12 protein-coding genes are annotated in these 12,348 nt (G+C 68.8%); 5 read left to right on the forward strand and 7 right to left on the reverse strand.

From position 1 onward, the window contains the following. Positions 1–41: 41 nt before the first annotated feature. On the reverse strand, positions 42–560 hold the full coding sequence (locus tag ACQPZ4_RS49275; protein ID WP_433053138.1) for a hypothetical protein: 519 nt from the start codon (positions 558–560) through the stop codon (positions 42–44). A gap of 13 nt (positions 561–573) precedes the next feature. Next, the gene (gene argS, locus ACQPZ4_RS49280) at positions 574–2,301 is read right to left on the reverse strand and encodes an arginine--tRNA ligase (protein ID WP_433053141.1); all 1,728 of its coding nucleotides are present in this window, start codon (positions 2,299–2,301) and stop codon (positions 574–576) included. A 19-nt stretch (positions 2,302–2,320) separates the two neighbouring features. Here argS and ACQPZ4_RS49285 point away from each other — a divergent pair, with 19 nt between their 5' ends. After that, positions 2,321–3,004, forward strand: a complete 684-nt coding sequence (locus tag ACQPZ4_RS49285) for a class I SAM-dependent methyltransferase (RefSeq protein WP_433053144.1) — start codon at positions 2,321–2,323, stop codon at positions 3,002–3,004. On the opposite strand, the gene ACQPZ4_RS49290 is transcribed toward ACQPZ4_RS49285, so the two are convergent. Both ACQPZ4_RS49290 and ACQPZ4_RS49295 read right to left on the reverse strand, forming a co-directional pair. Next, on the reverse strand, positions 2,927–3,307 hold the full coding sequence (locus tag ACQPZ4_RS49290; RefSeq protein ID WP_433053147.1) for a hypothetical protein: 381 nt from the start codon (positions 3,305–3,307) through the stop codon (positions 2,927–2,929). The two genes, ACQPZ4_RS49285 and ACQPZ4_RS49290, sit on opposite strands and share 78 nt — an antisense overlap. Before the next feature lie 169 nt (positions 3,308–3,476). After that, entirely contained in the window at positions 3,477–3,992 is a 516-nt protein-coding gene (locus ACQPZ4_RS49295) for a very short patch repair endonuclease (RefSeq protein ID WP_433053150.1), read from the reverse strand. A gap of 101 nt (positions 3,993–4,093) precedes the next feature. On the opposite strand from ACQPZ4_RS49295, the gene ACQPZ4_RS49300 reads away from it, so the two are divergent. Next, positions 4,094–5,332: a DNA cytosine methyltransferase gene (locus tag ACQPZ4_RS49300; RefSeq protein ID WP_433053153.1), complete on the forward strand. Its 1,239-nt coding sequence runs from the start codon at positions 4,094–4,096 to the stop codon at positions 5,330–5,332. Between the two features lie 16 nt (positions 5,333–5,348). Here ACQPZ4_RS49300 and ACQPZ4_RS49305 read toward each other — a convergent pair whose 3' ends face one another. From ACQPZ4_RS49305 to ACQPZ4_RS49315, 3 genes are read right to left on the reverse strand one after another with little or no spacing between them, the layout of a single operon-like run. Then, positions 5,349–6,176, reverse strand: coding sequence for a protein NO VEIN domain-containing protein (locus tag ACQPZ4_RS49305; RefSeq protein WP_433053157.1), 828 nt, complete (start codon positions 6,174–6,176; stop codon positions 5,349–5,351). 7 nt (positions 6,177–6,183) lie between these two features. Beyond that, on the reverse strand, positions 6,184–8,010 hold the full coding sequence (locus tag ACQPZ4_RS49310; RefSeq protein WP_433053160.1) for a DEAD/DEAH box helicase: 1,827 nt from the start codon (positions 8,008–8,010) through the stop codon (positions 6,184–6,186). Continuing rightward, positions 8,010–9,419 (reverse strand): hypothetical protein, encoded by a 1,410-nt coding sequence (locus ACQPZ4_RS49315; protein ID WP_433053163.1) that lies wholly within the window; start codon positions 9,417–9,419, stop codon positions 8,010–8,012. The genes ACQPZ4_RS49310 and ACQPZ4_RS49315 overlap by 1 nt, the downstream gene beginning before the upstream one ends. Before the next feature lie 196 nt (positions 9,420–9,615). Here ACQPZ4_RS49315 and ACQPZ4_RS49320 point away from each other — a divergent pair, with 196 nt between their 5' ends. Genes ACQPZ4_RS49320 through ACQPZ4_RS49330 form a run of 3 tightly spaced genes read left to right on the forward strand, consistent with a single transcriptional unit; the run spans position 9,616 to position 12,229 of the window. Further along, positions 9,616–10,236, forward strand: a complete 621-nt coding sequence (locus tag ACQPZ4_RS49320) for a hypothetical protein (RefSeq protein ID WP_433053166.1) — start codon at positions 9,616–9,618, stop codon at positions 10,234–10,236. Next, a complete protein-coding gene (locus ACQPZ4_RS49325; protein ID WP_433053169.1) occupies positions 10,233–11,249 on the forward strand; it encodes a NaeI family type II restriction endonuclease in 1,017 nt (338 codons plus the stop codon). Before ACQPZ4_RS49320 ends, ACQPZ4_RS49325 begins: the two co-directional genes overlap by 4 nt. Before the next feature lie 41 nt (positions 11,250–11,290). Continuing rightward, complete coding sequence (locus ACQPZ4_RS49330; RefSeq protein ID WP_433053172.1) at positions 11,291–12,229, forward strand: STM4015 family protein; 939 nt, start codon at positions 11,291–11,293, stop codon at positions 12,227–12,229. Positions 12,230–12,348 lie beyond the last annotated feature (119 nt).

Below are 12,348 nucleotides of genomic sequence, written 5' to 3' on the forward strand. Positions count from 1 at the left end.
GCTCCGCCATGACGCAGAGCAGGGCATCGAACGACGCAGCGTCAGCCGCAGATGGCTTCGAGGTCCTTGCCGGCCGCGTCGATGTCGTTGGTCAGCTTGTCCATGTCGTTGAGCGAGTTGATCTTCGCCAGGTACTCCGGCGAGCCGAACAGCTTGATGCCGTCCGCGCCCTTGTCCAGCGCCGCCTGCAGCTTCGGGTCGGCCGCCTCGGCCTTGAGCGCGCGCAGCTTCTCGGCCAGCGCGTCCGCGAGCTCCTTGGCCTTGGCCGCGGCGGCCGTCTCGGCCTGCTTGTTCTTGGCCTGCTTGGCCGCGATCATGATGCCGATCTGCTCACCGATCGGCTTGACCGCGTCCTCGGTGATGATCTTCTCGGCCTTGCCGCAGACCTCCTTGGTGTTGGCCGCGACGTCGACCGTGGGAGTCGGCGAGGCGGTCGTCGCCGCGGGAGCGGCGGCACCGGTGGAGGACGTGGCCGTGGTGGAGCTGTCGTCGGAGTTTCCGCAGGCCGCGGAGGTGCCGACGAGCGCGACGAGGATCGCCGCGGTCAAGAGCCGTCGCACAGTGGGGGTCTCCTCAAGGTGTGCACGATGTGTGGGAGGCGTCACGCTCGGCGTTGCCCCGCGGGCTTTCCGGGCTCCCAGGGGCGAGCGGACGCCGGACTGTAGCAGCCGAGAGCGTAGGCGCGCGGTGCAACATCCGCTCGGGAACGTCGATGCCGAGCAGGTCGAGACCCACCTGCAACGTGCGCGCCGTCAGGCCGCACAGGGCGAGCCGGCTTTCGCGCACGGGCCCTTGCGCACGCAGGACCGGACACTGCTCGAAGAACGCACTGAAGGCCACCGCGACCGCGTGCAGATGCGCGGTGAGCCGATGGAACGCGAGCGTTTCACCCGCCTCGCGCACGATGCCGGGGAACTCGAGCAGTTCGAGCGCGAGCGCATGTTCCGCCGGATGGGTGACAGTGAACGCGGCGATCGGAACGTCCACGTTCCCCTTGCGGAAGATTGAGCGAACGCGCACGTGGGCGTACTGCAGATACGGCGCGGTGTCCCCGCTCAGCGCGAGCATGCGATCGAAGTCGAACGTGTAGTCCTTGATGCGGTCGTTGGACAGATCGGCGTACTTGAGCGCACCGATGCCGATCGCCGGATCGTCCGCCCGCGCGACGGCCTCGTCGAGCAGCGCTGTGAGCTTGATCGCACCTCCGGCCCGGGTGCGCAGCATCTTACCGTCGGTGCCGAGCACCGAACCGAACGCGATGTGCTGGGCGCGCGCCGGCGGCACCAGCCAGCCCGCGGCCCGCGCGACGGCGAAGACCATCTCCAGGTGGTGCCGCTGTGGTGTGCCGATGACGTAGAGCAGGCGGGTCGCGTGCAGCTCCTGGGTGCGGTACCGCAGCGCGGCGAGATCCGTCGCCGCGTACCCGTAGCCGCCGTCGCGTTTGCGCACGACGAGCGGGCTCGGGAAGCCCTCCGGAAACGCGCACAACGCGCCGTCGCTCTCGCGCAGCAGCCCCTTCGCGGACAGCTCGGCGACCACGTCGTCGAGCGCGCCGCTGTAGGTGCTCTCACCCGCGAAGTCGGTTTCCCGCAGGCGTACGTCGAGGCGGTCGTAGACGCTCATGAGGTACACCCGCGAAATCTCGACGACCGTGCGCCACTGCTCGATCGTGTCCACATCGCCGGCCTGCAGCAGGAGCACCCGGCGCCGTGCGCGTTCCTGGAAGTCGCTGTCCGCTTCGAATCTGCGCCGCGCGGCCGCGTAGAACGCGCTCATGTCGCCCGGATCGAGCACGCCGCCGTCCCGGAGGTGCTCGACGAGCATGCCGAAGTTGGTGCCCCAGTCGCCGAGGTGGTTCTGCCGGATCACGGTGTGGCCGAGGAACTCCAGCACCCGCACGGCCGCGTCCCCGATGACGGTCGAGCGCAGGTGCCCAACGTGCATCTCCTTGGCGGCGTTCGGACCCGAATAGTCCACGACGACGGTCTCGGGCTCCACAGTGGACACCCCGAGCCGCGGGTCGGCGGCGGCCGCGGCGAGCCACTGCGCGAGTGCGCCGCCGGCGAGCGTCAGGTTGATGAAGCCCGGCCCGGAAACGCTCACGTTCGCGCACAGGTCGCCCAGGTCGGCCGCCGCGACGACGGCCGCGGCGACCGCGCGGGCATCGGGCCGGCCGAGCGCCCCGTCGGCCTGGAAGTCGGCGTGGCGGGATCGGCGCAGGGCGGGGTCGACGGTCGATCCGGTCACGGTCTCGAACGCGGCCGCGAGTCTTTCCCGCAGCACCTTGCCGATGTCAGCCATGCTCCTGCACGGTAGCGGGGTGACTCACAACGCGCCCCTGGATTTCGCCTTCGAAGCCGGCACCGCCCGCACCTACGACGCGCTGTCCGTCAATCATCTGCACATCGTCAGCTCGGATCTGAGCGATCGTGCGCACTTGGAGCTGTTCGCTTCGGCGGTACTGCGCGATCCCGGCCCGGTCGCCGACGTCGGCTGCGGCCCGGGCGGCGTCACCGGGCTGCTGCACGAGCTGGGGCTGGACGTGTTCGGCGTGGACCTGTCCCCCGCGATGGTCGCGCTGGCCCGTGCGACGCACCCGAACCTGCGCTTCGACATCGGCACGATGCTCGCGCTGAACATCGCGGACGGCTCGCTCGCCGGCCTGCTCTCCTGCTACTCGTTCATCCACGTGCCGTGGGAGCTGCGCCCGGTCGTGTTCGCGGAGTTCCGTCGCGTCCTGCGCCCGGGCGGCGTGCTGATGCTCGTGTACCAGGTGGGCTCCGACGCCAAGCACCGCTCGTCCCACGACGGCCTGGAACTCGACGCGACCTGGTACCGCCAGCAGCCCGACGAGCTCGTCGGGCTGCTCGATACCGCCGGTTTCGACGTGCTGCACGAGGAGGTTCGGCCTCCCCGCGAGGGCGAACTAACGCCCCAGGGCCACCTGCTCGCGACGGCTCGGCGCCCAGAGGAAGACGATCGCGGCGAGCTCGCAGACCAGTGAGAGCGCCTGCAGCGCGACGAGCGGCACGGCGTACCCGGGCATCTGCGCGATCACGCTCGGCAGCGTCACGTGCGCCACGACCTGAATGGCCAGCACGAGCGTGAGAATGCGGCGCGCCTTGGGCCGCCCGCCGCGCAGCTTCAGGGCGCGAACCGGGAGCAGCACGGCGAGCACCAGGTGCGGCACGATCGCCCCGATGCCGGCGGAACCGAGCGCCACGAGCGTCACCCCGATGGCGAGCACGTGCAGCGCGGCGATGGCGAGGACGGCGGCGAGGGTCCGGTTCATGTTCTTCTCGGTCATGACTGAAAGCTATGGCCGGGAGGGCTTCCGGACTCCTGCCCGCCGTCATCGCCGCGCCATGACGGATGTCATCCCCCGGCCCATGACGCGGGTCCATCGGCCTTTACGAATAAGGTCGGTGAGCCGCCCCGCAAACGAGCAGGGGAAACTACCGAATGCGCGGCAACGATTACTCCGTGGTATCAACGCCTTTCGGCGCTGGCGTAGAACTCCTGTTCGATGCTAACGTGACCGCATCGATTACCAGTTCGACCGCAGTATCGAGAGCCTCATGCTCCCAAATTCGGACCACGGTCCAGCCAGCACTCGAAAGCGATTCATTTACCGTCCGATCGCGGGCCACATTCCGCGCGAGCTTCGGACTCCAATACCAGTCATTGACCGCAGGCTTCCTGCCGTGCACGGGGCACCAATGCCAGAAACAACCGTCGACAAAGACCGCGACCTTACGAGCAGTAAAGACAATGTCCGGCCGGACCCGCACGCCATCGGGCAGCCGCAGCAGGAGATCCTTGCGGTAGCGGTAACCGAGCCGATGCAGGCTGCTACGGAGCACGACCTCGGGCTTGGTGTTCGACCGCCGGTTGGCCTGCATGTTGCGCGAGCGGCCCTCATTGAGCGGAGCTGGGTAGAGGCCCGCCGCATGAGCACGTTTCCGTGCCTCGCTGCGGTCGCCAGTCGGCACGGAGCCCCCATCGAAGCCGGGTCCCAGCCATCACCGGGATTTGATGGCAAGATACCCGCGTGCACTCTTGCCCAACGCACCAGCCCTAGAGGAGGCCAGCGATGAACTTGGAAGCTGTCGAGATCTGCGCTGGCGCCGGCGGTCAGGCGCTCGGGCTCGAAAAGGCGGGATTTGAGCACGCGCTGGCCGTCGAGCTCGATCCGAACGCATGCAACACACTGCGGCACAACCGATCGAAGTGGAAAGTCAGCGAGGGCGATGTCGCCGATCGCGAAGTGTGGGATCCGGCGGATTACAGAGACATCGCCTTACTTGCCGGCGGTGTCCCGTGCCCGCCATTCACCATTGCCGGAAAGCAGCTCGGGGCGACCGACGAACGCGACCTCTTCGCCTGGGCCATCGAGCTGGTCGCGATCGTGCGCCCGCAGGCGCTGCTGCTGGAGAACGTGCGCGGCCTGAGCATGCCCCGCTTCACCGGCTACCGCCAGCACGTGCTGGACCGTCTCATCGACCTGGGCTATGTGGCCGAGTGGCGCCTGCTGCAGGCGTCCGACTTCGGGGTTCCGCAGCTCCGGCCCCGCTTCGTCCTGGTCGCCCTGCGTCCGGAGCACGCCGAGTACTTCTCCTGGCCCGAGCCCCTGGGCACCCCGCCCACGGTAGGCGCGACCCTGCGCGACCTGATCGGCTCCGATGGCTGGGAGCACGCCGAGGCTTGGGCACAGAAGGCCAACAAGATTGCGCCGACCATCGTCGGAGGTTCCAAGAAGCACGGCGGCGCCGACCTGGGTCCGACGCGAGCCAAGCGAGCCTGGGCCGAAATGGGAGTCGACGCCCTCGGCGTGGCCGACACGCCGCCGAAGCGCGGTGACACCTTCCCCGTCGGCCCGAAGCTGACGGCCGACATGGTCGCCCGCATCCAGGGCTGGTCAGACGCCTATCCCTGGGAGTTCACCGGCCGGAAGACCACGAAGTACCGGCAGATCGGCAACGCCTTCCCGCCACCGGTGGCCCACGCCGTCGGCAGCGCCATCTACAGCGCACTCGAGCACAAGGGCGAGCGAATCGAACGGGTACTGCCCGAGCACGACCCGATCTACAAGGTGCTGCGCGACAACGCCGACTTCATGACTCCCGCCCAAATCAGCCGCGCCGTCGGCCAGGCGCTGGAGGCAGCCGACCTCGAGCACCGCATCAGCCTGCTGAGCCGCGACTTCGACGTCGAGATGCAGACGACGGCCACCGCGACCGCCTACAAGCTCGGCCGGTTCAAGGCGTTCGTCGGGCAGGAGGATCATGCTCGCAACGAGCTGTTCCTCAAACACCGCGCACGAATCAGCTGACCCCGGGCCGGCGGCGCTACCAGAAGGCGGTTCCCCGAATCAGGGGCGAGGCGTCGCGCCGAAGAAGCGGGCCGAGCGCGGGGATACCTGCGCTCAGTGCGCTCGGCGGAACGGTCAGCCGGCACGACTGCCAGCGGCCATAGGCGGTCGTGTCGGCCGGGACCTGCTCCGCCACCCAATCGCGCCGGATGGTGGCTACGGCCGCGACGGTCAGCTCGGCGGTGAGGCGGACTGCCACCAGCTCCCACTGAAGGTCCCGCAACATCGTCTCGTACTCGTTGCGGGACAGGAAAACCACGAGCCGCTCCCGCCGGTAGGTCGTCTTGACCTCCAGGTGAGCGCCGAGCCCGGGGCCATCCACCGCGATGTCGTACCCGTAGCCGTCCGACCGCAGCGCAACGTGGTCGACATGGGCATCGGTCCCGCCGGTGAGCAGCTCGGCCAGGGCCTGCTCGCCCGATGCGCCGATGAGCTCCCGCTCCGCGGTGTCGACCTTCCCCCAAGCGACGACGATCTGGTTGTAGGCCTCGCGATCATCGAGGCCCAGCACTTCAGCTGCACGCAGCGCGTCGCCGGGGAGCTCGGCCGGCCCCTGCACGAGCACGTCGGCGTCGGCGAACCACGCCGTGCCGCTGCAGGCTATGGCCGCACTGAAAACACGGTGCGCGGCCGGGACGGCCGAGTTCAGATCGTCGAGCAGTCCCGACTCTCTCAGCCATGCGAGGGCGGCGTCGTACTGCGTCGGCGTCAGGTCGCTGAAGCTGCCGTGGGTCGCGAACAGCGTGCGGCAGCGAGAAACTCCGGAGGCAGGCAGGTGGCGGAGCCATCGCTCCGCCGCCCGCAACAGTGAACTAGGCGGGACGGGCACCGAGGTGGCCCATCAACGCCTGCAGGTCGTTCCGATCCAGGCCACCGCCGATGGCCGGCTCCTCTTCGAGATCGGCAAGCTCCTGGACTGCCGGATCGTCGAGGATCCGGCCCATGAACGTCAGCTTGGCGCTCAGCCGCTGCTCCACGACCTCGTCGATGGTGTCGCCCGAAGCCAGCACGGTGATCCGGGTCTCCGTCTCCGGTGCGAGCCCGAGCCGGTGGATCCGGTCCAGACTCTGGAGAAAACGGCCGGCCGCGAAGTCCCGGTCGACGTAAACAGCGTCGTGGCACTCGCGGTGCAGGCTGATGCCCTCGCCCAGCGTGGCCGCGTTGGACAGCAGCACCATGCAGTCCGGGTCCGCACGGAACCGGCGTAGCTGCGCCTCACGGTCCTCGGTGCCGCCATGGACGACCGCGGGCGAGAACCGGCCCAGCAGGCGCTCGAGCGTATTGATGCTCCGGATGAACGTCGACCACACCAGCGTCTTACGGCCCTGGGCGGCGTTGGCGGCCACGATCGCGAGCGTCTCCTGATACTTGGGAGACATCTCGTAGCTCGGCAGGTCGCGCATCAGATCGAACAGCGGTGTGCCCTCGGGCACTTCCAGCGGCGGAACCTGATACGACAGCGGGTCGTACCGGGTCGTGCCGACGGACAACAACGCTGGCGAGGTCGCCGCCATGAGGAGGTACACGACAATCTTGCCCAGCGCCTCGAAGTCGCCCTCGGCTCCCACGGTGCGAGCGGAGAAACGGCCCACCAGCGCGTCGTAGACCTCGCGGTGCAATTCCGGCATCGGCAGCACACGCAGGTTCGTCGACACCGGCGGCAGACCCAGCTCGTTCTTGGTGGTACGTGCGAACAGCGGACGCAGCACCTTGCTCGCCGTCGCGAGGTCGCCGCCCGCCACCGCCTGTGTCACCCGCTGGCGGCCATAACCGGGCCAGACAAAGCCGAACAGGCTCTCCAGGTCGGCGACCCCGTTCGGGGCGGGCGTCCCCGTGAGAATCAGCCGATGCTTCGCGCGGGGACCCAGCGCAAGGCAGGCGGAACCATAGGCACCCCGCGCTCCCAGCTTCATCCGGTGCGCCTCGTCGAGCAGCAGCATGGACGGGCGCCCGGCAAGCCAGTTGCCGAGTTCGTTGACCGCCCCAGGCAGGCGCTCGTAATTCACAATCAGCACCTCGGCTGACGGATCGGTGTCCGCGGACAGCACCGCCATGCGCAGCGGCTCCGCGAAGCACTCCTGGTTCTCCGTCAGCCAGGCCTCATAGCAGGACTTTGGCCCGACGATCAGCAGCCGCTCGATCTCGTGCTTGGTGCGGAGCGCCTGGAAGACCGCTAGCCCGGTCCGGGTCTTGCCGGCACCGGGAACCGAGAAGTTGGCGCCGTGGCGCAGGGACAACAGTTTGGCGATGTCCCTGAGCTGGAACGGCGTGAGGCCGCCGGTCCAGCTCGCACCGAGCAGATCCGGCAGGTCACCGGGATCGACCTCGGCAAGCTGCGCCGTTTCCTGCAGGCGATCGGCAACGACCTGGGCGTCATGGGCCGAGCTGGTGGCCAGCTCGGCGAGGTGGGGATCCCAGTGCACCGATTGCGGGGCGGGCCACGACGCCAGGACGACCAGATTTGTCAGCAGATCATCGACCTCGACATCCATCGTCTGCGGTGATCGCTGCACACCACTGCGCAGCCGCAGCGCGAGCTTCCGCAGGTCGTTCTCGTATCCCGCGGTAACCTGGAGCCGCGCTTTGGCCACGCTGTCGCCGAAACCGATGCTCAGGCTGGGCGCGGAGGCAGCCGCCACTACTGCTCCCGGGTGGCGGCCAGCAGCCAGGCCACGCCCTGGCTCGACGGATTCTGCACGCGGGCCGCCTGCCGCGCCAGGCGCTCCAGGCTCGCCTTGAGCACCACCAGCGCGTCGTCGAAAGCGTCCTCATCCAGCGCCCGCTTGGCTTTCGCGGCGGCGAACTCGGAGGCGCACTGGTCGACGAAGTCAGCCGCGTCGGTGAGCCGCTCGGGCACCGCGGTCTGCCGCTTCTTGAGCCGGCCGCTCTGCACCGCAAGCTTGACGGCGTTGTCGGTGGTGGCGCGGACCGTCTTGAATACCCGGTCCGCCTCGGCGACCTCGGCCGCCGGGACCTTGTCGGCCGCCTCGGCGGTGGCCTTGGCCTTCAGCAGCTTGTCGGTCAGGCCGCGGACGACCTGGACGTCCTCGTTGCCGTCGACGGCCGTCACGCCGGGCAGCCCCGGAATAGCCTGGGCGACCACCGCGGTCGTGGCCGGGCGGACGTCGTCGGGCAGCCGGTCGCCGATATAGCGGTCGTAGAAGTCAGGTTCGACCGCGCGGACATCGGTCTTGGAGTAGCCCAGCACCACCATGGCCAGGCGGGACTCCTTGAGCTGCTCGGCCGCGTCGACATTCTTCTTGCGCAGGTTCTCGAAGTCGCGCTGCAGCTCGCGCAGCTTCTCCTGGTGGTCCTCGAAGTGGACCAGCCGCAGTTCGGCTCCGGAGTCGGTGCGGCTGCGCTCGATGGCGTCGGTGATGAGCTGGTACACCCACCGGTCCTGCTGCAGCGTCTTGAGCTTGATATTGAAATCCTTGGCAACATCGTCCTCGCGCCGGCCACGCCCGAGCTGCTCCTCGATCGCGATGAGCCGGTTGATGTACGAGTACTCACGGCGCTTGTCCCGGCGGAGCTGCAACGACAGCTCGACATTGTTGATGTCGTCACGCGAGGTGTCCGGCGGCAGCACCGCCACGCGAATGAATCCCGCTCCGAGGTCCCGCAGCGCGGCGCATCTGGTGTTGCCGTCCACCAGGATGCCGGTGGGGCTGATGATGCCGGGATCCTTCTGGCCGAACTCCTGCAGCTCTTCCTTGAGCGCGGCGTAGTCTGGATCTACCTGTTCCGGCTTGGCCGGATCGCAGGTCAGCAGATGACGCAGGTACAGCTGGGCGGGCTCGCTCCAGGGCGCCTCATCCAGGATCTGGTTGCGCTCCGGGTCTAGCGTCCGCTGCGCCCGGATTCGGTGTGTGTCGGGGTTGAGGTACAGCAGTTCCACCGGCATGGCGATGACGTCGAGGTGGCGTGGCTGCCCGCGCCAGTCCACCGTGACCTTCGCGCCATTCTCGGTGATCGCCTGCCTGAGCCGCTCCTCCACCATGGAGCGAATGCGCTCGCCCTCAGGGGGAACGCCGAATGTGGCGGTCATTGCTGGGCCTCCTCTGAATCCTCGACCTCCGCTGCATGATTGCAGAGGCCCCCCACAGATGGACGCCTGATGGTACAAACGCCGGTGCACCTAACGTGATAACGGGAAGGACCGAACGTTCGTGCCAACGCCTGTCTGGAATGACCCGGAAGTAGCGGCTCGGCAGGGCGCGAGGAACAGAATCGCCCTCTGGCTGATGCAGGAGGTCGGCACCGGCAACACGTTCACCAAGGAGCAGCTGCGGCGGGCGTTCCCGGGGCTATCGCAGGCGGACCGCCGCATGCGCGACCTCCGCCCGTACGGCTGGGTCATCTCGACCAACACGGACGACGCGACGCTGCTGCCGGAGGAGCACCGATTCGTGTCCGTCGGTGTTCCCGTCTGGGACTCCGCCGCCCGGCGCGAGGCCGACCTCCGGCGTCCGATACCGGCCAAGGACCGGGACGCCATCCTGGCCCGAGATCACTACATGTGCACTGTTTGCGGGATCGCCGGCGGCGAGGAGTACCTTGACGATCCATCCCAGACTGCGGTGCTCTCCGTGTCGCAGCGCGTGGCAGTGCTGCCGGACGGCGACGAGGCCATCGGCTGGGCCACCGAATGCAAGCGCTGCCGGGCGGGAGCATCCGGAAGCGCGGCCCAGGCGGCCGACGTGATCGCGTCGATCCAGCGGCTCAGCCCAGACGATCGGCAGCGCCTGGTCCGGTGGATGATCGTCGGGCGCCGGGAGGCCAGCGCACTCGAGCAGGCCTGGATCGCCGTACGCCGATTGCCGCCCGAGGCCAGGCAGGCCATGCTCACCGAAATCGGCGAATGAGCGCCGAGCAGTCCGCCTTCGATCTCGGGGTCGTTCCCGAGGTCCCGGCGCCTCGGCGTGGGTCGCGGCAGGTCGCGCTGCCCGGCACGCTTTGCCAGAACGATCGGGGCGAGACGCACGAGCTGCTCGACCCGGCCGCCGACGCCGAACTGCGCACCGTCTGGGCCTGGCTGAGGAAGCGGCCGAACTTCGTGCAGGAGATGGGCGACGCCGTCGAGGACGCCATCTACTACGTGCTCGACGGCTCGCGCACGCACCGCTTCGACCTGCGCGATGAGCGGGTGGACAGTGACGAGCGGCGGGCGGTCGGCACGAAACTGCAGTACCACGTGCTGGAGAATCTGAAGTTGCCGAAACTGCGCCACCCCGACACGCAGATCGAGGGCATCGGCGTCGAAATCAAGGGCACGATCGCCGGCAACTGGGCCATCCCGCGGGAGGGCCAGTGCGGAGTCACCCTGTTGATCCAGCTCGACATCGACGCGGACCGGCACATGACCCGCCTCATGCGCACCCACCGCGCCTGGCTGCGGGACGGGCCCAACCACGACGGCAAGCGCGGTGTCGCGGCGGCGGCGCTGCGCCAGTTTGCGACGGTGCTGTATCCGTGGACGTCGTTGCGACCCAATCCGCTCAAGATGCTCACCGATGAACAGCGCGACGAGGTGTTCGGCAGGCGGGGCCAGGAGGTCCGGCTCGCCCATCTCTTCCGCGCGCTTCCCGGCGTCGTCATTCCCCGGGCGGTCATCCTCACCGTCTGCGCGAACAGAGACGATCCCCTCCGGCGGGCCCGCGCCACGCGTCCGCGAGTGCGGCCCGAACTCGAGCTGTTGTGCGGTACGTGGCCCGCCCAGCGCGAGCTAGCGGCGGTGCTCGGCTACGACCTGACCGGGGCAGCCTGGGTGGCCGTGCCGTCCACCGAGATCCTCGGGTATGGCGCGCTCACCGAGCGAACCGTTGCCGAGATTGCCCAGCCTCCGGGTGCTCACGAGGCAATGGGCCCAGACGACTGAAGCGTCACCCGGACGCCGGAGGCGGCTGTTAGGTTCGGCCGGTGACGTTCCCTGAGAACACCAAGACGTTCGCCGGGCGGCCGGTGGTGGAGCTGGAGTCGGGCGAGCCGCTGCCGCCGGTCCAGGGCCCGGTCGCGTGGCGGTTCGGGTTCTGGGAAGAGGACTTCGGCACCGACTACGGGCCCTGCCAGGCGTACAACGAGGCGCTCGACGAGCTGCTCGACGGGATCGACACCGAAGCGGTGCACGCGCTCGTGCTCGGGTCGTGGGGGTACGCGGCGTTCGCCGACGCGCCCATCGTCAAGCTGTGCGACGTCGCGCATCGGCTGCCGAATCTCGAGGCGCTGTTCCTCGGCGACATCGAGGCCGAGGAGTGCGAGATTTCCTGGATCCGGCAGGGGGACCTCACGCCGCTGCTGGAGGCGTACCCGAAGCTGCGCGTCCTGCGCGTCCGCGGGGCCGACGGCCTGGCGCTGCGACCCACGCGGCACGCGAACCTGCGCGAGTTGGCGTTCGAATCCGGCGGTCTGCCGGCCGACGTCGTGCGGGGCGTGCTCGGCAGCGACTTCCCGGCGCTCGAGCACCTCGAGTTCTGGCTCGGGGTGGCCAACTACGGCGGGGACGTGACCGTGCGCGACCTGGAGCCGCTGCTCAACAACAACCCGTTCCCAGCGCTGCGCCGGCTCGGGCTGTGCAACTCGGAGATCGCCGAGCGGATCGCCGCGGCGCTGGCCGGGGCCCCGGTCGTCGGGCGGCTCACGGAGCTGGATCTCTCCATGGGCGTGCTCGACGACGCGGGGGCCGAGGCCCTGCTGACCGGGCAGCCGCTGACCCATCTGCGGCGGCTCAGCCTGCGGCACAACTTCCTGTCGCCCGAGTTCGCCGCGCGGATCGCCGCGGAACTGCCCGGGGTCGACGTGGACGTCGAGGAGCAGCAGGAAGAGACGCAGTGGGGGCGGTACACCGCGATCTCCGAATGAACTCAGCCCCAGTTCTGCGGGCCTGCGTGCGGGTCGTCGCGTTGATCCGGTTGAAGAAGTTGGTCGTGGCGATCCAGAGCACGATCGCCGACAGCTCCTTGTCGCCGAAGTGCTCGGCG

The sequence above is a fragment of the Dactylosporangium sp. CS-033363 genome, from assembly GCF_050942475.1.
Classification (GTDB): domain Bacteria; phylum Actinomycetota; class Actinomycetes; order Mycobacteriales; family Micromonosporaceae; genus Dactylosporangium.

What these genes read in the sequence shown, in the direction of transcription:
- ACQPZ4_RS49315 (WP_433053163.1), bottom strand. Translation starts at nt 9,419, where the DNA reads ATGACCGCCACATTCGGCGTTCCCCCTGAGGGCGAGCGCATTCGCTCC.
- ACQPZ4_RS49290 (WP_433053147.1), bottom strand. Translation starts at nt 3,307, where the DNA reads ATGACCGAGAAGAACATGAACCGGACCCTCGCCGCCGTCCTCGCCATC.
- ACQPZ4_RS49320 (WP_433053166.1), top strand. Translation starts at nt 9,616, where the DNA reads ATGCAGGAGGTCGGCACCGGCAACACGTTCACCAAGGAGCAGCTGCGG.
- ACQPZ4_RS49325 (WP_433053169.1), top strand. Translation starts at nt 10,233, where the DNA reads ATGAGCGCCGAGCAGTCCGCCTTCGATCTCGGGGTCGTTCCCGAGGTC.
- ACQPZ4_RS49300 (WP_433053153.1), top strand. Translation starts at nt 4,094, where the DNA reads ATGAACTTGGAAGCTGTCGAGATCTGCGCTGGCGCCGGCGGTCAGGCG.
- argS (WP_433053141.1), bottom strand. Translation starts at nt 2,301, where the DNA reads ATGGCTGACATCGGCAAGGTGCTGCGGGAAAGACTCGCGGCCGCGTTC.